Below are 23234 nucleotides of genomic sequence, written 5' to 3' on the forward strand. Positions count from 1 at the left end.
AAGTAGATAGGAAACTCAGATGTTACAAGTGAAGAATATTTCTTTTGCGTATGACGAAAATCCAACGCTGCACGATATTTCTATGGACTTCGAAGAGGGCCGGATTACCGGCATTCTAGGAGTTAACGGCTCAGGTAAGTCTACCATCATGAAAATCATCACCCGCCTGCTCAAACCTCAGAAGGGCAGCATTTTATATGATGGTCAGCCTGTAGGCGACTTTAAGAAGGCTTTGTTTCAGTATCGGCAGCATGTCAATATGGTCTTTCAGAATCCAGAGCAGCAGCTCTTTTATACCATTGTGAAGGACGATATTGGCATGGCCTTGGAAAACTTAGGCTATGAAGAAAACGAGATAGCAAGCAGAGTAACGACGGCTCTAGAGATGATGGACATTTCCCATCTGCAAGACAGACCCTTGCAGTATCTGAGCTACGGCCAGAAAAAGCGGGTGGCTATTGCCGGCATGCTGGCCCTGCAGCCCAAGTATTTGCTGCTTGATGAGCCAACAGCTGGACTGGATCCCAAAGGGCGGGACCAGATGGCTGCGACTATGAAAAAGCTAGTCCAAGCTGGAACCAACATCATCGTATCTAGCCATGACATGGATCTGATGTATGACTGCTGTGACTATGCCTACCTGCTGCAGAAAGGGCATTTGATTGCGGAGGGCAGCAAGTTTGATTTCTTCCAGCAGGGAGATCTGCTAGTAGAAGCAGGCTTGGCTGTACCTTGGATTGTCAAGCTTCATCAGACTATCCAGACGCCACTGGCAGAAAATGAAGCTGCTTTCTTTGAGCAGCTAGGAGGAAATGGAACATGGTCAAATCATTGATGGTACAGGGGACTGCCTCAGATGCTGGGAAAAGCATTATTGCGGCAGGTCTCTGCCGGATTTTCAAGCAGGATGGCATGGAAGTGGTGCCTTTTAAGTCGCAGAATATGGCGCTCAATTCCTTTATCACCAAAAAAGGAGATGAAATGGGCCGGGCTCAGGTCGTTCAGGCCGAAGCGGCTGGCAAGGAGCCGGATGTCCGCATGAATCCAGTCCTACTCAAACCCACCTCTGACCGCAAGTCCCAGGTTGTTTTTCTAGGTCGGGTACTGCGGGATATGGATGCTGTCGAATACCATGAATACAAGCAGCAGCTCCTGCCTAAGATTAAGGAAGTCTATGAGGAGTTAGGTACTGAAAATGATATCATCGTCATCGAGGGCGCAGGAAGTCCAGCTGAAATCAATCTCAATGACCGAGACATTGTCAATATGGGCATGGCCAAGCTGGTTGATGCGCCAGTGATTTTAGTGGCGGATATTGATAAGGGAGGCGTCTTTGCCTCTATCTACGGAACGATTGAGCTCATGCCGCCTGAGGACCGCAAGCGGATCAAGGGGGTTATTATCAATAAATTCCGCGGCGATGTAGCCCTGCTGCAGTCTGGTATTGACATGATTGAAGAGCTGACTCAGGTGCCGGTTATCGGAGTCGTGCCTTATGCTCAGCTGGATATTGACAGCGAAGACAGTGTGGCCCTGGTACAGAAAAGTCGGCGCTTTGATAGCAGAAAGAGTCTGGATATCGCAGTTGTCAGCCTCAAGCGCCTGTCCAACTTTACGGATTTTCATAGTTTAGAAATCCAGCCGGATGTTTCTGTCCGTTATGTCCAGCCTGGTGATGCGATTGGTCGGCCGGATCTCTTGATTCTGCCGGGCAGTAAAAATACCATCGAAGACATGAACTATCTGCGAGAGTCTGGTCTCGAAGCCGAGATTCTCGAGTGTCTGGAGCAGGGCGTGCGAATCTTTGGTATCTGCGGCGGCTATCAGCTGCTGGGGCAGAAGATTAGTGACCCGCTGCACCTAGAGTCTGACTTAGAAGAGATTAGCGGTCTAGGGATTTTAGAGACAGAGACGGTGCTTCAGCCGGTCAAGCGGACGACTCAGGTCAGAGCCCTGCATGAGGGGCAAGAGCTAGAGGGCTACGAGATTCACATGGGGGAAACCCAGCTGGCAGATGGTCTTGAGCCATTCTCCGTCATTAAGGAGCAAAATGGTGAGGAAACTGAGCGTCCAGATGGGGCAGTGGCTTATGGCGGGCAGGTGCAAGGAACCTACCTTCATGGGGTCTTTGACAATCTAGAATGGACTCGCCAGTACCTGAATGAACTTCGCCTGGCTAAGGGCTTAGAGCCGCTAGAGGACCAGCTTATCAGTATCAAAGACTTTAAAGACAGAGAGTATGATAAATTGGCAGACGTCCTGCGCCAGTCTTTGGACATGGAGCAGATCTATCAAATCATCAATAGAGAAGAAAAATGAGAATTTATACGAAATACGGAGACAAAGGGTTTACTCGGCTCTACGGTGGGGATCGAGTATCCAAGACCCATATTCGGGTCGAAGCTTATGGAACGATGGATGAGCTATGCTCTCATCTAGGCTATGTCGTATCTGAGATGCGCGACTATCCTATCTTGGACGACCTGCGTCTGGAATGCGAGGAAATCCAGCAGCATCTCTTTGACTGTGGTAGCGACTTGGCGACACCGAGGGAGTTGCGCCCCTACAAGCAAGAGCCAGCCAATGTCAGCTGGCTGGAGGAGCGGATGGATGAGTATATGCATATCCCTCCGAAAATCGACCGCTTTATCATTCCGGGCGGCCATCGGATTGCCAGTCTTCTACATGTGGCCCGCACCATGACCAGACGTCTGGAGCGCCGTATGGTAGCTGTTATAGAGGCAGATGAAGCGGTCAATGAGATAGGCTTAATCTACATCAACCGTCTGTCGGATTACTTTTTTTGTACTGGCTCGCTTGGTCAATGACCGTCTAGAGGAGCCGGATACAGTCTACAAACGCAGCGCGAAAATCTTTCGGGAAAAGAAATAGGAGAAGCTAGCATGTATCCAGTCATGATTAATATCAGAGAGAAGAAAGTCGTGGTAGTGGGAGGCGGCAAGGTCGCAGCGCGGAAGATTAAGACTCTGCTGGCTGAGCAGGCTGCTGTGACGGTGGTCAGTCCGACTCTGCATGCTGACATTCCGCAGGCGGAGGTCCAGTGGCTAGCTAGACCCTATCAGACAGGCGATTTGAAAGGCGCGAAGCTAGTCTTTGCCTGTACCGATCAGGAGGAAATCAACCGTCAGATTATGGAGGAGGCGGCACCCAGTCAGCTGGTAAACAATACGGGCGACAAGACCTTCTCTGACTTTTACAATGTAGCCATTGCGCGAAAGAAGGACGTATCTGTCATGATCTCGACCAACGGCCTCTCGCCTAGCCGTTCCAAGGAGATTCGCAAGAAGATAGAAGCAATTTTAGACCAACTTTAAAAGAAGGAAAGAAGCATGCACCTATTATATGTGGGTTTGACCCATCGGGAAACGCCGCTGACAATTTTGGAAAAAGCGCATTTTTCAGATCAGGAGGGGCTGAAAGCTCTAAAGCTCCTGAAAAGAGAAAAAAGTATCTTGGAAAATATCATCCTGTCCACCTGCAATCGGACCGAGCTCTATCTGGTGGTGGATCAGCTCCACACTGGCCGCTACTATTCCAAGCATTTTTTGGCAGACTGGTTTCAAATCCCTGTCAAGGAACTGGAAGAGTATTTAGTCTTTCGTGAGGGGGATGAGGCTCTGCGGCATCTGCTGCGGGTCTCTATTGGACTTGAGTCAAAGATTATTGGTGAAAGTCAGGTCTTGGGTCAGCTCAAGCAGGCTTTCCTGACGGCGCAAGATGCTGGTACGACTGGAATTGTCCTCAATCAGGCTTTCAAGCAGGCGCTGACCTTTGCCAAGCGAATGCATGATTCTTATCGGATCAATGACCGGCCCATTTCTATCGGTCTGACCGCTATCCAAGAATTGGACCGACTTGGGCTGGATTACAGCACTAAAAAGGTAGCTATTATCGGCTTGGGAGAGATTGGTCAGCTAGTGACTAAGTATGCCTTACAGCGGCCTTTCAAGTCGGTCATGCTGCTCAATCGGACAGTCAGCAAGGCCCAAGCATTTCTGACAGAAGCTAGGGTATCTGCCCATGGCTGGGATGAATTGGAAGCGGTGCTGGCGGATGCGGATGTGGTCTTTTCAGCGGTTAAAACGGAAGAATACATTATCTTTCCCTCCATGCTTAAGGAGGGTGCGGTCGTGTTTGACCTCTGTCTGCCTCGTTCCTGCCATCCAGGCTCGTCTCTCAAGCTCTATAATATCGAAAATCTGACCAATCAACTGGAGCAATACAAAGCAGAGCGGCAGGAGATTGCCGGCCGGATTGCTTTGGAGATTGATGAGGAGCTGGTCAAGTTTGCTGACTGGCGTCAGCAGTTGGGCATTATTCCTCTGATTCAGGAAATCAGGGATAAGGCTTTGGAAGCTCAAGCTTCGGCCATGGAAAGCCTTAATCGCAAGATTCCGGATTTGACCGAGCGGGAGCAAAAGCAGATTTCTAAGCACATGAAGAGTATTATCAACCAAGTCTTGAAGGAGCCAATCTTGCAGCTCAAAGAGCTGTCAGTCGGAGAGCATTCAGACTATGACATTGCCTTGATTGCCAAGATATTTGGTTTGCACAGAGAAAGGGGAAAAGATGAAGGTCATTAAGGTAGGAACCCGCAAGAGTAAGTTGGCCATGACCCAGACCCAACAGTTAGTGGACCAGCTCAAGGTGCTCCATCCAGAGCGGGATTTTGTCCTCATTCCCTATACCACAAAAGGAGATCGTCTGACCCATGTCAGCCTCCAGGAAATTGGCGGCAAGGGAGTCTTTGTCAAGGAAATTGAACGAGCTCTCTTAGCTGGTGAGATCGATATGGCGGTTCACAGTCTCAAGGACATGCCGGCTAAGCTAGCTGAGGGCTGTGCGCTCGGTGCGATTAGTCAGCGAGAAGATGTCCGGGATTGCTTGATTTTCCGTCAAGCTGGCCAGACGCTAGCTAATCTTCCTGAGGGCGCTCTTATAGGAACCAGCAGCATTCGCCGACAGGTTCAGCTGCAGGCTCAGAGACCGGATTTGGCTTTCAAGCCACTTCGGGGCAACATTGATACACGTATCAAGAAGCTGGAAGAAGGTGAATACGATGCGATTGTCTTGGCTATGGCCGGTCTTAAACGCTTGGGCTGGCTGGAGCAAAGCCGACTTCACATTCAGCCTTTAGAGACCAGTCTTTGCCTGCCAGCTATTTCTCAGGGCGCTTTGGCGGTGGAATGCCGGGAAGAGGATGAGGAATTGCGGCAACTGTTGGCAACTGTTCAGGATGAGAAGACAGCAGCTGAAGTGGCAGTTGAACGGGCAGTTTTGGCTCAGATGAATGCAGACTGTACTTTCCCTATCGCTGCTTTTGCCCAGAAAAAAGGTCAGGACTACCAATTAGAGGCCATGCTGGCCAAGGAGGACGGTCAATGTGTCTTTGTCAGTCTTAAAGGGCAGGATGGCCAGCAATTGGCAGAGCAGGCTGTGCGCCAGTTAGCCGATAAGGGAGCGGTAGGAATGCCATGGTTAAAAAAATAATCTTTACCAGAGAGCAGGCGCCAGACTCTACTTGGCTAGAAGGAATCAGACGGGCTGGATTTGAGACACATCATGTCCCTCTCATTCGCTGTCAGTCTCTGCCCTTGCCTGAAACTGTCCAAGCAATTCTGTCAGAAGCCGACTGGGTCTTTTTTACCAGTGCTGTCGCAGTAGAGGCTTTCAGTCCCTATCTGAAAGCGGACTACCAGATTGCGACCATTGGGCCGCAGACCAGTCAGGCGCTGGACAAGCTAGGCCGAGCCTGTGATTTTCAGGCCAGCAGCCACTATGGTCTTGACTTTATTCAGGAGTGGCTGGATTTGGCTCTGCCGACGCAGAAGATCTTGCTTCCTCAGAGCAGCCTATCCAATCCCAGTCTGGCTGAGAAGTTAAAAGAAGCAGGTCACGAGGTCTGGGCTTGGCCTATGTATGAAACGACCTCAAATCCTGCTTGTCAAGACCAGCTCGAGAACTATCTGTCCCAAGAGGATGTGATTTGGACCTTTGCCAGTCCATCGGCTTGGCAGAGTTTTTGTGCTATTAAGCCCCATCTAGCGTCCAGCCATCGGATTGCAGTGATTGGCCAAACAACGGCTCAGGCAGTCAAGGGGTCCGGCTATGAGGTAGACTACCAGCCCCAGAGTCCTTCTGTTGAGGAAATGGTCAAGGAAATAATCAAGAAAGAAGAGAAGAAGCATGGAATTTTATAGACATCGCAGGCTGAGAAGAAGCAGCGGTCTGCGGCAGCTGGTTCGAGAAACCAAGCTGTCTGTGGATGACTTTATCCAGCCCTTATTTATCAAGGAAGGACTAACTGAAAAGCAAGAAGTTGCCTCTATGCCGGGAGTTTATCAGTTCTCACTCGAGGATTTACTGCCAGAAGTTCAGGAATGTGTGGACTTTGGCATTCGGGCTTTTATCGTCTTTGGCATTCCGTCAGAAAAGGACGAAATAGGCAGTCAGGCTTCAGCTGAAAATGGCATCGTACAGGAAGCTATCCATCTAATCAAGAAGCATTTCCCTGAGACGGTCGTCATTGCAGACACCTGTCTCTGTGAGTTTACCAGTCACGGCCATTGCGGCATTTTGCGAGGGGAGGAAGTGGACAATGATCTGTCTCTGACTAGACTGACAGAAGTCGCTGTCAGCCAAGCCAGGGCTGGAGCAGATGTCATTGCGCCTTCCAATGCCATGGACGGTTTTGTGGCGGCTATTCGTCAGGGACTTGATGAGGCGGGCTTTGAAGACATTCCGATTATGTCCTATGCGATTAAGTTTGCCTCTAGCTTTTATGGACCTTTCCGAGATGCAGGTGAGAGTGCTCCGGCCTTTGGCGACCGCAAGACCTATCAGATGGATCCGGCCAATCGCTTGGAGGCTTTGAGAGAAGCCAAAAGCGATGAGGAGCAGGGAGCAGACTTTCTCATGGTTAAGCCGGCTCTGGCCTTTCTGGATATCCTCAGAGAGCTGCGCCAGGAAACCCGGCTGCCTTTGGTGACCTATAATGTCAGCGGAGAATACGCTATGGTTAAGGCAGCAGCTCAGCAGGGCTGGATCAATGAAAAATCCATTGTCATGGAAACCTTGACCAGTATGAAGAGGGCTGGTGCAGACTTGATTATCACTTATTTTGCCAAAGATGCGGCCGGCTATCTGAGAGAAGGATAGAGACTGCGGAAAATCAGCAGTTTTCTAGATAAGGAGGACGAACTTGAAGAGAGAACATTCCAACCAATATTTCGCAGAGGCTCAAAAGCTCTTTCCAGGCGGGGTCAATAGTCCTGTCCGGGCTTTTAAGGCTGTGGGCGGCCATCCGCTTTTTATCGAAAAAGCCAGCGGAGCCTATTTGCATGATGTCGATGGCAACCGCTATATTGACTACGTCCTGTCTTGGGGACCCATGATTTTGGGGCATGCTCCTAAGGATGTTTTGCCGGCAGTTGAGGAAGCTATTTGGGAGGGAACCAGCTTTGGTGCTCCGAGTCCCAGAGAGATTGCTCTCGGCCAGCTGGTGCAGGAGCGTCTGCCTTTCATGGAAAGAATGCGGATGGTCAATTCGGGAACGGAAGCGACCATGAGCGCCATTCGGGTAGCACGTGGAGTGACCAAGCGCTCTAAAATCGTCAAATTTATCGGCTGCTATCACGGCCACAGTGATTCCTTTTTGGTTCAGGCTGGTTCAGGCTTGGCTAGCTTTGGGATTGCTGATTCTGCCGGAGTCATTGCTCAGGTAGCTGGGGAAACTCTGGCCTTGCCATACAATGACATAGAAGCTCTCAAGACTTGCTTTGAAAAGTACGGAGATGACATCGCCTGTGTCATTTTAGAAGCAGTTGCTGGTAATATGGGCTTGATTCCAGCGGATGCGGACTTTATCAGTACTATTCGCTCCCTCACTCAGGAATACGGATCTCTCTTCATCGTGGATGAGGTCATGAGTGGTTTCCGAGCTCATTATCAGGGGGCAGTTGGCCTCTATCAGACAGAGCCGGATCTGGTCTGCTTAGGCAAGGTTATCGGTGGCGGCTTCCCAGTTGCAGCCTTTGGCGGCAAGGCCGTCTATATGGATCAGGTAGCTCCCCTAGGCAGCATCTATCAGGCTGGTACCCTGTCGGGCAATCCAGTCGCCATGATGGCCGGTTACGAAACCCTGAAACAGTTGACACCTGAGCTCTTTGCTGAGATTGAAGAGAAAACGAACTACCTCTGTGATGGCTTACGAAGCCTAGCCGATAAGTACAGCATTAATCTGCAAGTCGTGTCCAAGGGAACCATGTTTGGCTTCTTCTTCAGTCAGAAGCCGGTCCGTAATTTTGAGGATTCTAAGGCGGCTGACCATGCTCAATTTGCAAGACTGCACGGTCTCTTGCTGGAAGAGGGCATTTATCTGGCACCATCTCAGTATGAAACCAATTTTATGTCCAGTGCCCATACTAGAGAGGACCTAGACCAGACCTTGGAAGCCTTTGAGCGGGCATTTCAAGAAATGAAAGAAGAAGCAAATGGCTAAGATTGTGTTAGTAACAGGCGGTGCCAGAAGTGGCAAGTCGGCATTTGCGGAGGATCAGTTAGCTGACCGAGAGCGAGTTTGCTATATTGCGACTGGTCTTCCCCGAGGAGAAGATCCAGAATGGCAGGAGCGGATTCGGCTGCACCAAGAACGCCGGCCGGCTTCCTGGACAACTCAGGAACAGTATGCAGGGCTGGCCGATTGGTTGCGAGAGCAGTCGCATCTGGTTTACCTGCTGGATTGTGCCACCCTTCTGACCAGCAATCGTCTCTTTGATTTGATTGCTCAGCATTTTCCAGACAAGCTGGAGCTGACCGAGGAACACTTTCTAAGTCGGCAGGAGCAGTCTTTCCTGCTGCAGCTCTTGGAAGAAGAATGGCAAGAGCTCCTATCTGCAATCCGTCAGACAGATGCTGAGTGCTGGATTGTAACGGACGAGGTTGGACTGGGCATTGTCCCAGAGACCAGACTAGGCCGCTTCTTTCGTGATGTGCAGGGCAAGATCAACCAACTGATTGCAAAGGAGGCGAGTGAGGCTTATCTCGTTATCTGCGGCCTCGCTCAGCAGTTGAAATGATAAAGGCATTGATTATCTATACCCAATTTTTTAGCCGGATTGTGATTCCAAAGGCAGTGGATATCTCCTACCTGCGACGAGGTCTGCCCTTTCTGACCCTCTTTGGTCTCTTGCTGGGTTTGATTTCAGGTGGATTTTATTTCCTGACGAGTCTAGTTCTGCCAGGGATGGTCGCTTGGGTTCTGACCCTTGCTTTCGATGTTCTGCTGACGGGCGGTTTTCACTTAGATGCCTTGGCGGATACGGCGGATGGGCTCTTCTCCTCTCGTAAGAAGGAGCGGATGCTAGAGATTATGAAGGACAGCCGGATTGGCAGCAATGGCGTTCTGGCGCTCATTCTCTACTATGCTCTGATGCTGGTTCTCTACTCTTATCTGCCAGAGCCTCGCTGGTTTATCGTGGCTAGTCTGACTATGATTGGCAAGGCCGGTCTGAGCCTACAGCTCTACCGGATGGCCTATGCTAGAGAAGGCGGCGGCTCGGGGAATTTCTTCAGTGGCAGCAAGACTAGTCATATCCTGCTTGCCCAGCTTTTGCCTTTGCTCTTATCACTCCTGGTTTTCAGCTGGAGAGGCCTTCTGGCTTACGGCTTGGTAGTTCTGGGAGCAATTGGCTATCGCCGGTTCGTTTATAATAAAATTGACGGCCACACAGGCGATACGCTAGGGGCCTATGTCGAAATTGCCCAGCTCCTCTATCTCTTAGGATTGGTGGTGCTAGGATGAAAAGATGGTATCTGATGCGGCATGGTCAGACAGACTACAACCGTAGGCGCTGTTTCTACGGCAGCCATGACGTCTCTATCAACGAGCAAGGCCAAGCGGATGCCAAGCAACTGCGACTTTTGATGCAGGAACACACAGTTGATGTGATTTACACCAGTTGTCTCAAGCGGACGCAGGAAACAGCCCAGCTAGCTTTTCCAGACAGGCAAGTTCAGCCCATAGGCGACTTTGACGAGCGGGGCTTTGGACAATGGGAAGGTTTGACAGCTGATGAGATTGAAGCGGCTTTTCCAGAAGTCTGGCAGGCTTGGCTGGAAGCGCCTTTTGAAGTCACGCCAGCTGAGGCAGAAGTTTTCGCCGACTTTCAGACCCGAGTCTGGGCAGCAACAGACCGCCTGCTAGATAGTGCTGATGAGTCAATGGCTCTAGTAGCTCATTTGGGAGTGCTGCGCTTGATTTACCAGCGTTTGGTTGACTCAGAGGCAGTTTTTTGGAACATTGATGTCCCGCAAGGGCGAGTGCTGCTCTTGGAAGAGCGGGACCAGACTTGGCTGGCGACCTTACTCTAAGGATTTATTATTTAAAACAAACAACATGATTTATCTTGGGAAAGAGGTGACCAGATGAATACACAGATTCAGGATAAATTTACTTTTAAAAATGGGCAGACCATGCGCAATCGCGTTGTCTTGGCGCCTATGACCATCTGCGCTAGTGAGCCCGGTGGCTATGTATCTCAAGCAGATATTGACTTTTTTGCCCGCCGGTCAAGGTCGGTTGGCATGGTCATTACTGGCAGTACCTATGTCCATCCTCTGGGCAAGTCCTTTGCGGAGAGCTTCAGCGGCGCCGAGGACGATAAGATTGAGGGGCTTAGCCGTTTGGCCAAGGCCATCAAGGATCAAGGGGCTCTGGCTATTATCCAGCTCTATCATGGTGGTCGTATGGTTCTGCCTGATTTGATTGACGGTCAGCCAGTAGCTCCCAGTGCTGTCAAGGCTCCGCGCGATTATTTGGCAGAGCCAAGGGCGCTCAAGAACGCTGAAGTGGAGCAGGTCATAGAGGACTTTCTGTCAGCTATCAGACGGGCGATTCAGGCTGGCTTTGATGGAGTCGAGCTTCATGGCGCCAATACCTACCTGATCCAGCAGTTTGTCTCTCCTCATTCAAATGTCCGTAAGGACAAGTGGGGCGGCAGCCTTAACAACCGCCTGCGCTTTCCAAAGACCTTGCTGAAAAGAGCCAAGCAACTGGTCAAAGAAGAGGCTGACCGCCCCTTCCTAATTGGCTACCGCTTTTCTCCAGAAGAAGTTGAGGAGCCAGGTATCCAGCTTTATGATACCCTGCAGTTGCTGGAGCAGCTTATCTATCATCAGGTGGACTATCTGCATATTTCGACCTCTGATGTCTGGCGTTCGTCTATCAGAGACTCTCAGGACTCGGAGCCAGTGATTGAAAAAATTATCAGAAAAATTAATGATAGAGTGCCTCTCATTGGTGTCGGTCAGATAGAGACCAAGCAGGATGCTCAGCGAGTATTGGATGCGGGGATTCCGCTCTTTGCCCTCGGCAAGGCTCTGCTCCTAGACCCAGACTGGACAGAAAAGGTTGTCTCTGGCCGAGAGGCAGAAGTCATCCGAGCTTATCGCGATGAGCTGCAGGCTGACTTGGCTCTGCCAACTGCCTTTGTCGAAGATGCTCGAAGCTATCTGGAAGGAAAAGATTAAGACATACCAGCTAGAAGGAGGACAAATAATGAGCAAGCATCTGTTTTTCATTCGTTTGCTCTCCCATCTTCAGGACATTGAACCACCTTAGATAGAGAGAAGCGTATTTAGATTTGACTAGGACAGACCGTCTTAAATTAGTTTACAAAATATAAAAGGAATTTGAATACTTTATGAAGCATTTTAAAAAAATAATGGTTTTAGCCTTGGCAGGCCTAGCCCTAGCCTCCTGTGTAAATCCTAGCAAAACCAGCGAGCCTGCTGGCGATGGTGACAGTAAGACTGTGACTATCGGTTACACCCAATTTCCAGAAAATATTGACCCAGCAGCGGAATACAATGGCTGGTTCACGGTCCGTTACGGAGTGGGAGAAACCCTCTTTAAGATGGACGACAAACTTGAAGTAAAACCTTGGTTGGCTGAGAAAATCGAAGCTGTATCAGATCTAGAGTGGAAAATCACCCTCAAGGATAAGGTTGTCTTCCAAAACGGTGAAAAAATGACCGGTGAAAAAGTCAAAGCCTCTCTGGAACGCCTGGTTGAGAAGAGTGAGCGGGCAGCAGCCGATTTGGGCATTGACAGCATTTCTGCGGAGGGTCAGACTGTGACCATCAAGACAAAGGCTGTGCAGCCGATCATGGCGAATCTCTTGGCAGAGCCATACTCCGCCATTGTCGATACGACTGGCAAGAGTGCATCTGACAAGGCTCCTGTCGGAACTGGCCCTTACATGGTGACCAAGTACACTCCTGAGAGCGGAGCAGAGCTCAAGGCTTATGATGACTACTGGGATGGCAAGCCAAAAGTTGCTAATCTGAAGATCAAATACTTCTCTGATCCGACAGCTATTTCTGCAGCCCTCAAGTCTAAGGAAGTTGATGCCGTCTATGGTCTGCCTTATGCAAATCTAAGTACTTATGCTTCCGATAAGAACTACAAAATTTCTGAAGTAGAAGGTTCCCGCTACCTAGCTTACTACTATAACTTTGAAAATCCTTACGTAGCAGATGATAAGTTCCGTCAGGCTTTAGATACCTTGGTTGACAAGAAGACCTACTCAGAATCTCTCTTTAAAGGCTCAGCTGTGCCAGCTGTTGGACCTTTCCCTACTGGCTTCGCCTTTGCCCTACAAAAGAGCGTCCATGAATTTAACGTAGAAAAAGCTAAAAAACTCTTGGATGAGGCTGGCTACAAGGATACTGACGGCGATGGCTACCGTGAAAAAGACGGTCAAAAAGTCAGCATTGAGCTGCTGTCCTTCACTCGTCTGCCTGAAATGCCGCTGGCTGTAGAAGCAACCCAGCAACAGCTCAAGGAAGTCGGAATCGAAGCGACTATTAAGAAAGTTGAAGTCAGTGCCGTTGCCAGTGAAAAGGACTATGCCTTCACACCTTACGCGGTGGTAGCAGCTCCGATTGGTGACCCATATGCCTTCTTCAACAGTGCTGTCAAGACCAATGGTACAGCCAATATCGGTCACTACAGCAACCCAGAAGCAGACAAGAAAATCGAAGAGTTGGCGACTGAAACTGATCCAGCTAAGCGTAATCAGCTCAGCAAGGAAATCCAAGAAATCATGGACAAAGACTACGGCTTTACCATTATCGGCTTCTTCAAGGTCGCTCTGGTAATGGACAAGTCCGTCTCTGGTTTGGAATCCCATCCAACAGACTACTACCATGTCAGCAACAAACTATCAAAGGAATAAAACATGCTGGAAATGAAAGATCTGCTGGTGCAGTCAGCAGATAAAGTCATTCTCGATCGGGTCTCCCTCTCTCTTGCAGAGGGGGAGACCCTTTCGATTGTGGGCGAGAGCGGCAGTGGCAAGTCTACCCTGCTCAAGATGCTGCTGGGCCTCCCTCTTAGGGGGCTGACAGTGACAGAGGGCAGTATTACCTTTGAGGGGCAGGAAATTCATCCCCAGAACCATCGCATTTATCTGCCTTTTGTAGGCCGAGAAGTGGCCTGGATTAGTCAGCATGCCAGTCTCAGCTTCAATAACCGTCGTAAGATCAAAAAGCATTATCAGGACTTGGTGAAAAATCAGGGCCAGCAAGCAGCAAATCTCCGTCCCTTGGAGGAATGTCTAGAGATGGTGGGACTGCTGCCTGAAAAAGTCGTCAATAAGTATCCTTTCGAGCTCAGCGGTGGTATGATGCAGCTGGTCGGTGTGGCGCTAGCTCTAGCCAGCAGGCCCAAACTGCTTCTGGCTGATGAGCCGACCAGCGCTCTGGATGTCCTGTCGAAAATGAAGCTGCTCCGTCTCTTGAGTCAGCTTCATGAGAAAGAAAAGATGGCCATTCTCTTTGTCACACATGATATCAGCGTAGCTGAGCATCTGGCGCAAAAAGTAGTTGTCATGAAGGAAGGACAGATTGTCGAAAGCGGTCCAGCCCATCAAGTTCTCTGCTATCCTGAGCGGGCCTATACCCAGAAATTGCTGAAGGCTGTGCCAAAACTGGCTGAGTTTAGAGAAGGGGAGCAGCTATGAATCAAGTATTGGTCGGTCAGCAGCTGACCTACGAGTACGGTCAGATTGGCAGTCGGAGAATTGGTGTCTTTGATATTGATATTCGTTTAGAAAAGGGACGAGCTATGGGGCTGGTAGGAGAGTCAGGCTCTGGCAAGAGTACCATTGCCAATCTTATCTGCCGCTTTTTAAAACCAGACCAAGGGGAGCTTACTCTACTGGGCAAGCCAGTCTCTGCCTACAAGGACAGGGACTACTATGCTCGGGTCCAATACATTGCCCAGCAGCCCCAGTCGACCTTTCATCCCAAGCGCAGCATTCAGCAGAGCCTAGAAGAGGTCTGTCGAAACTTCTCTCTCTATCAGCAACCGTCAGATAGAAAGCAGGCCATCCATGACTTGCTGACCTCGGTCGGTCTGACACCTGAGCTTGCCCAGCGGCTGCCGTATCAACTGAGCGGAGGAGAATGCCAGCGGGCAGCCATTGCCCGTGCCCTGCTGATTAATCCTGATGTGCTTATCTGCGATGAAATCACCAGTGCTCTGGATGTGACCGTTCAGTATGAAGTCATGCAGCTGCTGGCAGATATCAAGGAGCGCTCGCAGACCTCCTTTCTCTTCATCTCTCATGACATCGCACTGGTCAGCAATTTTGCGGAAGATTTGGTCGTCCTCAAGGACGGAATCGTGCAGGAGAAGGGCAGCATGCGAGAGATCGTCTCTGCTCCCAAGAGTGACTATACCAAGCTCTTGCTCAGTCAGTACAGGGAGGATAAAGATGAGGATTAAGCAAGAACTAGACTCTATGGCTCCTTGCAGCAGCTATCAAGGCAGTCTGCCCATCACAGATGAGCTGGCTATCCAGTACACTCTGCTCAAAGGAAAGGCCTCCCAGCCCTTGCTGACCATCAGTGCGGCAGTCCATGGCTGTGAGTATGTCGGGGTTAAGGCACTGATGGACTTGGCGCATGAATGGGACTTTAAATTTCAGGGCTCTGTCCTCCTCCTGCATGCAGTCAATGTCAGTGGCTTCTGGGCTCGGGAGACGACGCTTGTACCTGAGGACGGCCTCAATCTGAACAGGATTTTTCAGGATCAAGAGCCAGTTTCCAGCCTCAGCTATCAGATTCGGTCTGTGATTGAGAGTCAGGTCTTTAGTGTCAGTGACTTCCTCATTGACCTGCATAGTGGCAATCGGGAAGAACTGCTGACCCCTCATGGTTACTATTCCCTGCGGGCGAATCCAGAGGTGATCGAAAAGTCCTATCAGATGCTGCAGGCTTCTGGGACACCGATTATCTATCAATCTCAGGACCGCGGCAATCTCTACCACGCCGCCTCAGTAGACTATGGACTGCCCAGCATCCTACTGGAGCAGGGGGAAAACGGTACCTGTCTGCCAGAGGATGTGCTGGCTATGAAGCAGTCGGTCAAGCAAGTCGCCCGCTATCTTTTTGAAGGGACTATGCCCTATTACCAGCAAGCACCGCTGATTTTTGACGATAGTTATTATCTGACCTGTCAGAGGTCAGGCTGCTGGATGTGCTTTGTCCGTCCCAATCAAACAGTACAGGCTGGTCAGGTCATCGGCGAAATCTGTGATATTTATGGCAATATTTTAGAAAAGGTGACTGCCAAGGAAGACGGTCTGGTCCTCTACCAGAAAGCGACCCTGGTTGTCCACCAAGGCGAAGTGCTGTTGGCCGTTGCCAGCAAGAATCCTGAAAGCTACCAGACATCTGAAAGGGAGGCGCATGATTAAATTTATTATCAAAACAATTCTGCAATTCGTCCTCATCCTTCTCTGCGTCAGTTTCATCTCCTTTTTGCTGGTCTATCTAGCACCGGGTGATCCGGCTGAGAGCATTCTCAACGCCCAGGGCATTCCTTATACCAAGGAGCTGCTGGAAATCAAGCGGGCGGAAATGGGCCTGAATGGCAGTTTTATGGAGCAATATCTGGCCTGGCTGGGCAGGATTGTCCATGGTGACTTTGGTGTGACCTATCATTCTGGAGCTTCAGTCTGGAAGCAGCTGGTTTTCTATTTTCCCAACTCGGTCTATCTAGCTTTCTATACCTTGCTAGCGACTCTGGGAATTTCCCTGCCGACAGCTCTCTACACATCCTACCATGCTGGAAAGCCGGTTGATCGCTTCCTGATGGCAGGTCTGGCCTTCCTGAATGCCATTCCTAGCTTTGTTATGGGGATTATCCTGATTCTGATTTTTTCTGTTCAGCTTCACTGGTTTCCCATTCAGGCGACGGCTAATGAGCTGGGCCTAGTCCTGCCAGTCATGACGCTGGCCATGATCATGTCTACTCGTTATATCCCGCAGCTGCGGACCGCTTTGATAGAAATACTGCATTCGCCAGAAGTCGAAGGTGCGCGAGGTCGGGGGATTCGAGAGAGGCATATCCTGCTGCATGATGTGATTTACAATGTCCTGCCCTTTCTTCTGACCCTAGTCAGCCTCTCTCTGGGTTCGCTCTTGGGTGGCGTGGCTATTATCGAGCACCTCTTTTCCTGGCCGGGCATCGGTAAGATGCTGATTGGAGTCGTCGCCAATCGGGATTATCCTCTTGTTCAGGGGGCGGTCCTCTTTATCACAGCGGGAGTCTTGACTGTAAATCTAGTCTTTCAGCTACTCATGGTTTGGCTCAATCCTCGCGTCCGACTGGCTCAGGAAAATCCCAAACTGCTGCCGCGCATGAAAAGACTAAAAACAAGCAAGGAGGGTTCGTATGGATAAGAAAATCAATCGAAAACTTCTGGTCTTGGGCGGCCTCATTGTCCTGGCCTTGGTCCTATCTTCCTTGGCTCCTCGTCTCTTGGGTGAAAGTTTGACCAAGGTCAATCTGGGTCAAGCCTTGCAAGGACCGAGCAGCAGTGAGTGGTTCGGGACAGATGCTCTGGGTCGGTCTGTCTTTGCGCGTGCAGTGAGCGGGGGTGCGGAAACAGTCCTGCCAGCCCTGATGATTCTGATGCTGATTGCGGCGGTGGGCTCCTTTATCGGAGTGACCAGCGCCTTCATCGGCGGGAAATTCGACCAGCTCATCTTGCTGGTAATCACGGCTTTTCAATCTTTCCCATCTATCATTTTGGTCATTGCCATCGTCAGTATCTTGGGCATCGGTCTCCAGCAGACCCTCATCGCTATCTGCCTGACGGCCTGGACCAAGTACGCCTACCTGATGCGCTCCATGACCTTGCAGCTGAAAAATGAACCTTATATCCAGTCCTCGAAAATGTATGGCAATAGTTTTTGGACAAGCCTGAAAAACTATTATTTCCCCAGTCTTTTTCCTCAGATTCTGACGACCATGAGCTTTGACATCAGCACCATTATCATGGAAATTGCGGGTCTCAGTTTTGTCGGATTGGGAGCTCAGGCACCCTCGCCTGAGTGGGGAGCCATGATTAATGACGGCCGGATTTACATTCAGGAAGCCCCTTGGATTGTGATCTTCCCTTGTATCTTGCTGATTCTGACCATTCTCCTCTTTACCAAGTTCGGAGACGCTCTGAACAGCAAGTACAATCGCATGAGTTAATCATCAAAAAAACAACAGCTAAAAAAATTGCAGCCCCTATCTCTTGGGACTGCAATAAAAAAATATGAATACAAGAAAGTGATTCAATAAAAATGAGAAAAAAATTATTTTTATTAGTTGTCCTCTTGCTGCCTTTATTCTTGGTAGCCTGCCAGCAAAACTCAAACTCTTCCCAACAGGTCAATGAGAAAGACAAACTCACTATGGTCTGGGGCGAAGACTTTGGGGATGTCAATCCTCACCGCTACAATCCAGACCAATTTGTCGTTCAGGATATGGTCTATGAAGGCCTGGTCCGCTACGGTGACAACGGGAAAATCGAGCCAGCCTTGGCTGAAAGCTGGGATATCAGCGAAGATGGTAGAACCTATACCTTCAAGCTGAGAAAGGCAAAATTCTCAGACGACTCTGACTTTAACGCAGAGAATGTCAAACGGAATTTCGATACTGTCTTTTCAGAGGAAAATAAGAAAAACCACACTTGGTTTGACTTCACCAACCAGCTGGAAAGCTATCGAGTTGTTGATGAGCATACCTTTGAGATCAAGCTCAAACAAGCCTACAGTGCGACCCTCTATGATCTCTCCATGATTCGTCCGATCCGCTTTGTAGCTGACGCTGCCTTCCCTGACGGAGATGACACGACTAAGGATAACCTCAAAAAGCCAATCGGAACCGGTCAATGGGTTGTCAAAGATAAGAAGCCAAACGAGTACATCACCTTTGCCCGGAATGAAAATTACTGGGGTGAAAAGCCTAAACTGAAAGAAGTAACGGTCAAGATTATTCCAGATCCGCAAACCCGTGCTCTTGAGTTTGAGTCTGGCAATGTTGACTTGATCTATGGAAATGGCGTTATCGGTCTGGATAACTTTGCTAAGTATGCCAAGGATGATAAGTACACGACAGATGTATCTCAGCCAATGTCCAGCCGCCTCATGCTCTTGAATGCCAAGCAAGAAATCTTCAAAGACAAGACTGTCCGTCAGGCGATGAACCATGCGGTTGATAAGAAGTCTATCGCGAAAGACATTTTCCGCGGAACAGAAACACCAGCTGATACCATCTTCTCTAAATCTACACCGCACTCTGACGCCAACCTGACTCCCTATGAATATGATATCGAGCTGGCTGAAAAGATGCTGGATCAAGCAGGCTGGAAGAAAGGCTCTGACGGTATCCGCGAAAAAGACGGCAAGAAATTAAGCCTAAATGTTCCTTATATCTCGTCTAAGGCGACAGACAAGGACTTGGTTGAGTACTTCCAAGGCGAATGGAAGAAAATCGGAATCGATGTTCAGCTCAAAGCTATGGAAGAAGATGACTACTGGGAAAATATTAAGACTGGCGACTTTGATTTGATGCTGACCTTCTCTTGGGGAGCACCTTGGGATCCGCATGCTTGGATGACTGCCCTGACTTCACCAGCTGACCATGGTCACCCAGAAAATGTTTCCCTAGAAGCTCTGCCATCTAAGTCAGAAATGAATAGCATTATCAAGGCGACTCTGGTCGAACCAGATGAGGCAAAAGTCGATGAAGGCTATAAGAAAGTTCTCACTATGCTCCATGATGAAGCTATCTATATCCCAATTACTTATCAATCCGTTGTTTCCGTCTACCGCAAGGGAGAACTTGATGGCATGCGTTTTGCTCCAGAAGAAAATGCTTTCCCTCTGCGCTATATTGAGAAAAAATAAAAACTGGCTTCATAACTACAGATTTTAATATAAAGGGAGTAGTGCTGCTGAGTTGAAAAGCTTAGCAGCCGCCCCTTTTCTTTTAAGGACTATGAAAAAAGATTTATTTAAAACAATAGTTTCTTTCTTAGCTGCTCTCTTGATGATATCAGTATTGACCTTTCTCTTGACCAAGCTATCCTCAGCTGATCAAGCAGAAAATTATTTACGGGTATCTAAGATTCAAGTGACTCCTCAATCCTTGGAAAAAGCCAGAGAATATCTGGGACTCAATCAACCTTGGCCCCAGCAGTATCTAAGTTGGCTGATTAAGGCCCTTCGTGGAGATTTTGGGACGTCTTATCTATTAAAGGTTTCTGTCCTGCCCTTGGTGCTGGAGCGTTTCCAGTCAACCCTTTCTCTGGGCTTGACTTCCTTTGCCCTCATTTTGCTGACGTCTATTCCTTTGGGAATTTTTAGTGCAGTCTACAAGGGTTCTCTCTTTGATAAGGTCGTTCGCTTCCTATCCTTTTCCAGCGTTTCCATGCCCAGCTTTTGGCTAGGTTACATGCTGATTGTGGTTTTTGCTGTTCAGCTCAGATGGCTGCCAGTTTCGGGTAAGCAGGATCTTAGCAGCTTGATTCTTCCTAGTCTGACCCTTAGTATGTCTTTGATTGGCCAATATACTGCTTTGATCCGCAAGGCTGTGCTGGAGCAGATGAACAGTGTCCATGTCGAAAACGCCCTCCTGCGTGGGGTCAGCAAGTTCTTCCTAGTCAAGAATCATCTCTTGAGAAATTCCCTGCCAGCCATTGCGACAGGTTTGAGTCTGACCTTGGTCTATCTCCTGACAGGCTCCTTGATTGTTGAGGAAGTCTTCTCCTGGAATGGTGTCGGCTCCCTCTTTGTAGATGCTCTGCAGGCTGTGGATCTGCCGATTATTCAGTGCTGTATGCTTTTATTTGGCCTATTATTCTTGGGAAATAATATTCTAACCCAGCAGCTGCCGCTCTGGATCGACCCTAGAGTCAGAAAAAGGAGGAGCAATGTCTAAACGATTTATGTTTTCAAGTGTCATTTTGCTGGCTCTCTTCATTTGCGCTCTCTTTGCACCCTATCTATCTTCTTTTGATCCCCAGCATGTAGAGATTTCAAATAAACTGATGCCACCTGATGCTGCTCATCTGTTGGGAACGGATCAGCTGGGCAGAGACGTCTTGTCTCGTCTGCTTCACGGAGCCCGCTACTCCCTTTTCTTATCCCTGACCATCAGTCTGCTGGAAGTGGTTATCGGTGTGACAGTCGGTTTGCTGATTGGATGGTACCAAGGCAAGGCTGAAGCGACCTTCTTATGGTTTGCAAATGTTATTTCCGCCTTTCCTAGCTTCCTGCTCTCTTTAGCTACCGTTGGGATATTGGGACAGGGAATGACCAATATGATTTTAGCCATTGTCATCATAGAGTGGGTTTACTATGCTCGGGTGACGGCCAATCTGGTCAAGAGTGCCAAGGAGGAAGCCTATGTCATTTCTGCCCAGACCATGGGACTCTCCCAGATTCATATTCTCAAAACTCATATCCTGCCCTTTATCTACAAGCCTATTTTGATTATTGTGCTCATGAATATTGGGAATATCATTCTCATGATTTCTGGCTTTTCCTTTCTGGGAATCGGTGTCCAACCCAACATTACCGAGTGGGGTATGATGCTGCATGATGCTAGAAGCCATTTTCAAACGGCAACTTGGATGATGCTGGCGCCCGGACTGGCTATCTTTCTGACGGTGGTCGCCTTTAATCTATTTGCCGAATGCTTTGAAGAGAAAGGCTGGAAACAGATATGGAAAAAATAACAGTAAAGAAACTGACAGCCCAAATCGAGCAAAAGACCATTCTGCAGGACATCAGCTTTGAAGTGGAGGCAGGGCAGTCTCTGGTCATTATCGGGGAAAGTGGGTCTGGCAAAACCCTATTGACCAAGATATTGATTGGCCAGCTGCTTCCATCCTTGAGTATGCAAGGAGAAGTCCACTATGGTTCCATGGCTTTGGAGCGAAATTCTCTCAAAGCTTGGCAGCAGCTACGAGGCAGTCAAGTAGCCTATATGTCTCAAAATCCGATGGCTATGTTCAATCCCTTTCAGACCATTCAAAGCCATTTTTGGGAAACTCTGCGCAGCCATAGCAAGATTTCAAAAAGCGCTTGTCTGGCTAAGGCCGTAACCTCTATGAAAGAGGTCAGACTGGGAGAGCCGGAAGAGCTTTTGAAGAAATATCCTTTTGAGCTCAGCGGCGGTATGCTGCAGCGGGTCATGCTGGCTATCTTGCTTTGCTTAGAGCCAGAGATCATCATTTTGGATGAGCCTACTTCGGCGCTTGACATCCACAATCGCGAGCAGATTATCCTCATCTTAAAGGAGCAGCTGGCTAAAGGAAAGACTCTCATCACAGTGACCCATGATTATCATTTGGCGCAGGAGCTGGGAGGTAAGATGCTTGTCATGTATCAGGGGGCTATCATGGAGGAAGGACCGGTATCCAAGCTCCTCGAAAGTCCTTCGCAGACCTATAGCCAAGACCTTATCTTAGGAAATCCATACGAACGGTTGGTGAGACAAGATGCTGGAATGTAGACATGTTTTTAAAAGATTCGATGGCAAAATAGTTGTCAAAGACTGCGATTTCACCGTCCAGAAGGGTGAAATTATCGGTCTGATGGGCGAGAGCGGCAGTGGCAAGAGCACACTGGCTAAATTGCTGATTGGTCTAGAAAAACCTAGCCAGGGTGAGATCCTGCTGGATGGCCAGCCCTACTCAGTCAAAAAGTCTGGCGTGAGAATCTTGCTGGTCTTTCAGGACTCTCTTCATTCGGTCAATCCGAACTTTACAGTCGAGCAGGTCTTGACAGAGGCGCTGCCAAAGGATGTCGCCAGAGAAGAGATAGAAGCCATTCTAGAAGATGTCGGCCTGGACAAAAGCTTTCTGAGTCAGCCGGCGCGCCAGCTCAGTGGTGGCCAGCTTCAACGGATTTGCATCGCTCGCGGTCTGCTCTTAAAGCCAGATATTCTCATCTTTGATGAGGCTTTAAGTGGACTGGATCCCATTGTTCAGGGAAGGTTGTTGCGCCTCCTACATGATTTGTGGGAGAAATACCAGCTGACCTATCTTTTCATCTCGCACGACTTCAAACTGAGCTACGCTCTCTGCCATCGGATTTTGGTCATGGCAGACGGGGAAATCATTGATGAGATAAAGGACTTTGAGCTTCCTATCCAAGCTCATCACCCCGTGACAGAGAAGTTGATAGGCGACAAGGGCCATTTCAGTTGATGCATGACCCAGCCAGCTAATCTATTTTAAAATTAAAATTAAAGGAACATATATGAAACGTACTTTTGAAACAAGAAAACTTTACTTCGGCTTTCCAGTCTTCTTTTTAGGCTATAAGGACGATGTGCACGGCTATAATATCTCGACTTCAAGCTCAGTTTATTCCTTGGGCAGTATGATGGTTATTGCTATGCGTACCAAGGGAAATGCCATTACAGAGATTACTAAGCACCAGCAATTCACAGTCAATGTCCCTGAGAAGGATTTGACCAAAGAGTCTGAAATTGCTGGCTTCAACAGCCGCAAGGACAAGTTTGCCCTGACCGGTCTCAGCTACACAATCGGCGAGACGGTGGATGCTCCGCTGGTAGACCAATGCCCTGTATCCATTGAGTGTCAGGTGCTGGATATGGTCGAATGCGGTGCCTTGACCAATGTCATTGCTCGTGTCACCCGGCGAGTGGTTGATGAAGACTTGATTGATGAGAATGATGCTTTCCGCAGTGACCGCTTTTCTCCTATCAGCTACATGGGAGACGGCGATGGCCGGCTTTACCGCTATTTCAGCGACGAGTCGGTCAAGATGGGCTCCATTATCAAAGAAATCCGCAAACAAGAAGAAAAATAAAGAAACCGCTGAGATATTGAGAT

General features: G+C 49.1%; 24 protein-coding genes and 1 pseudogene. All 25 read left to right on the top strand.

Features of this window, described 5'->3' with window-relative positions:
• Positions 1-19: 19 nt before the first annotated feature.
• The 25 genes and pseudogenes from RG608_RS06670 to RG608_RS06790 all read left to right on the top strand — a co-directional run bounded on the left by RG608_RS06670 (position 20) and on the right by RG608_RS06790 (position 23211).
• Entirely contained in the window at positions 20-835 is an 816-nt protein-coding gene (locus RG608_RS06670) for an energy-coupling factor ABC transporter ATP-binding protein (protein ID WP_268686919.1), read from the top strand.
• Positions 820-2319: a cobyric acid synthase gene (locus tag RG608_RS06675; protein WP_268686920.1), complete on the top strand. Its 1500-nt coding sequence runs from the start codon at positions 820-822 to the stop codon at positions 2317-2319. The genes RG608_RS06670 and RG608_RS06675 overlap by 16 nt, the downstream gene beginning before the upstream one ends.
• Positions 2316-2892 (top strand): annotated as a pseudogene (locus RG608_RS06680) (cob(I)yrinic acid a,c-diamide adenosyltransferase). Before RG608_RS06675 ends, RG608_RS06680 begins: the two are co-directional and overlap by 4 nt.
• An 11-nt stretch (positions 2893-2903) precedes the next feature.
• Positions 2904-3335: an NAD(P)-dependent oxidoreductase gene (locus RG608_RS06685; RefSeq protein ID WP_308946761.1), complete on the top strand. Its 432-nt coding sequence runs from the start codon at positions 2904-2906 to the stop codon at positions 3333-3335.
• Between the two features lie 15 nt (positions 3336-3350).
• On the top strand, positions 3351-4604 hold the full coding sequence (hemA, locus tag RG608_RS06690; RefSeq protein WP_268686921.1) for a glutamyl-tRNA reductase: 1254 nt from the start codon (positions 3351-3353) through the stop codon (positions 4602-4604).
• Positions 4591-5511: a hydroxymethylbilane synthase gene (hemC, locus tag RG608_RS06695; protein WP_268686922.1), complete on the top strand. Its 921-nt coding sequence runs from the start codon at positions 4591-4593 to the stop codon at positions 5509-5511. The genes hemA and hemC overlap by 14 nt, the downstream gene beginning before the upstream one ends.
• Positions 5496-6221: a uroporphyrinogen-III synthase gene (locus RG608_RS06700; protein ID WP_268686923.1), complete on the top strand. Its 726-nt coding sequence runs from the start codon at positions 5496-5498 to the stop codon at positions 6219-6221. Before hemC ends, RG608_RS06700 begins: the two co-directional genes overlap by 16 nt.
• Entirely contained in the window at positions 6208-7179 is a 972-nt protein-coding gene (gene hemB / locus RG608_RS06705; protein WP_268686924.1) for a porphobilinogen synthase, read from the top strand. The genes RG608_RS06700 and hemB overlap by 14 nt, the downstream gene beginning before the upstream one ends.
• Before the next feature lie 43 nt (positions 7180-7222).
• A complete protein-coding gene (gene hemL / locus RG608_RS06710; RefSeq protein ID WP_268686925.1) occupies positions 7223-8521 on the top strand; it encodes a glutamate-1-semialdehyde 2,1-aminomutase in 1299 nt (432 codons plus the stop codon).
• Positions 8514-9098, top strand: coding sequence for a bifunctional adenosylcobinamide kinase/adenosylcobinamide-phosphate guanylyltransferase (cobU, locus tag RG608_RS06715; protein ID WP_268686926.1), 585 nt, complete (start codon positions 8514-8516; stop codon positions 9096-9098). The genes hemL and cobU overlap by 8 nt, the downstream gene beginning before the upstream one ends.
• Positions 9095-9823, top strand: coding sequence for an adenosylcobinamide-GDP ribazoletransferase (gene cobS / locus RG608_RS06720; protein WP_268686927.1), 729 nt, complete (start codon positions 9095-9097; stop codon positions 9821-9823). The genes cobU and cobS overlap by 4 nt, the downstream gene beginning before the upstream one ends.
• A complete protein-coding gene (locus RG608_RS06725; RefSeq protein WP_268686928.1) occupies positions 9820-10392 on the top strand; it encodes a histidine phosphatase family protein in 573 nt (190 codons plus the stop codon). Before cobS ends, RG608_RS06725 begins: the two co-directional genes overlap by 4 nt.
• Positions 10393-10446: 54 nt before the next feature.
• Positions 10447-11550: an NADH-dependent flavin oxidoreductase gene (locus tag RG608_RS06730; protein WP_268686929.1), complete on the top strand. Its 1104-nt coding sequence runs from the start codon at positions 10447-10449 to the stop codon at positions 11548-11550.
• 173 nt (positions 11551-11723) lie between these two features.
• Complete coding sequence (locus RG608_RS06735; RefSeq protein WP_268686930.1) at positions 11724-13259, top strand: ABC transporter substrate-binding protein; 1536 nt, start codon at positions 11724-11726, stop codon at positions 13257-13259.
• Positions 13260-13262: 3 nt separating this feature from the next.
• Complete coding sequence (locus tag RG608_RS06740) at positions 13263-14045, top strand: ABC transporter ATP-binding protein (protein ID WP_268686931.1); 783 nt, start codon at positions 13263-13265, stop codon at positions 14043-14045.
• A complete protein-coding gene (locus RG608_RS06745; RefSeq protein WP_268686932.1) occupies positions 14042-14812 on the top strand; it encodes an ABC transporter ATP-binding protein in 771 nt (256 codons plus the stop codon). Before RG608_RS06740 ends, RG608_RS06745 begins: the two co-directional genes overlap by 4 nt.
• A complete protein-coding gene (locus tag RG608_RS06750) occupies positions 14802-15785 on the top strand; it encodes a M14 family metallopeptidase (RefSeq protein WP_268686933.1) in 984 nt (327 codons plus the stop codon). Before RG608_RS06745 ends, RG608_RS06750 begins: the two co-directional genes overlap by 11 nt.
• Entirely contained in the window at positions 15778-16773 is a 996-nt protein-coding gene (locus tag RG608_RS06755; protein ID WP_268686934.1) for an ABC transporter permease, read from the top strand. Before RG608_RS06750 ends, RG608_RS06755 begins: the two co-directional genes overlap by 8 nt.
• A complete protein-coding gene (locus RG608_RS06760) occupies positions 16766-17575 on the top strand; it encodes an ABC transporter permease (RefSeq protein ID WP_268686935.1) in 810 nt (269 codons plus the stop codon). The genes RG608_RS06755 and RG608_RS06760 overlap by 8 nt, the downstream gene beginning before the upstream one ends.
• Positions 17576-17667: 92 nt before the next feature.
• A complete protein-coding gene (gene nikA / locus RG608_RS06765) occupies positions 17668-19275 on the top strand; it encodes a nickel ABC transporter substrate-binding protein (RefSeq protein WP_308946762.1) in 1608 nt (535 codons plus the stop codon).
• 91 nt (positions 19276-19366) lie between these two features.
• Positions 19367-20308 carry an ABC transporter permease gene (locus RG608_RS06770; protein ID WP_268686937.1) on the top strand — a complete coding sequence of 314 codons (942 nt, stop codon included), beginning with the start codon at positions 19367-19369 and terminating at the stop codon, positions 20306-20308.
• A complete protein-coding gene (locus tag RG608_RS06775; RefSeq protein ID WP_268686938.1) occupies positions 20301-21107 on the top strand; it encodes an ABC transporter permease in 807 nt (268 codons plus the stop codon). The genes RG608_RS06770 and RG608_RS06775 overlap by 8 nt, the downstream gene beginning before the upstream one ends.
• Positions 21095-21886: an ABC transporter ATP-binding protein gene (locus RG608_RS06780; RefSeq protein ID WP_268686939.1), complete on the top strand. Its 792-nt coding sequence runs from the start codon at positions 21095-21097 to the stop codon at positions 21884-21886. Before RG608_RS06775 ends, RG608_RS06780 begins: the two co-directional genes overlap by 13 nt.
• On the top strand, positions 21873-22583 hold the full coding sequence (locus RG608_RS06785) for an ABC transporter ATP-binding protein (RefSeq protein ID WP_268686940.1): 711 nt from the start codon (positions 21873-21875) through the stop codon (positions 22581-22583). The genes RG608_RS06780 and RG608_RS06785 overlap by 14 nt, the downstream gene beginning before the upstream one ends.
• 52 nt (positions 22584-22635) lie before the next feature.
• A complete protein-coding gene (locus RG608_RS06790) occupies positions 22636-23211 on the top strand; it encodes a flavin reductase family protein (protein WP_002901082.1) in 576 nt (191 codons plus the stop codon).
• Positions 23212-23234 lie beyond the last annotated feature (23 nt).

Origin of the sequence: Streptococcus sp. IsoGale022, from assembly GCF_031142805.1 — a bacterium.
GTDB classification, from domain to species: Bacteria; Bacillota; Bacilli; order Lactobacillales; family Streptococcaceae; genus Streptococcus; species Streptococcus sanguinis_A.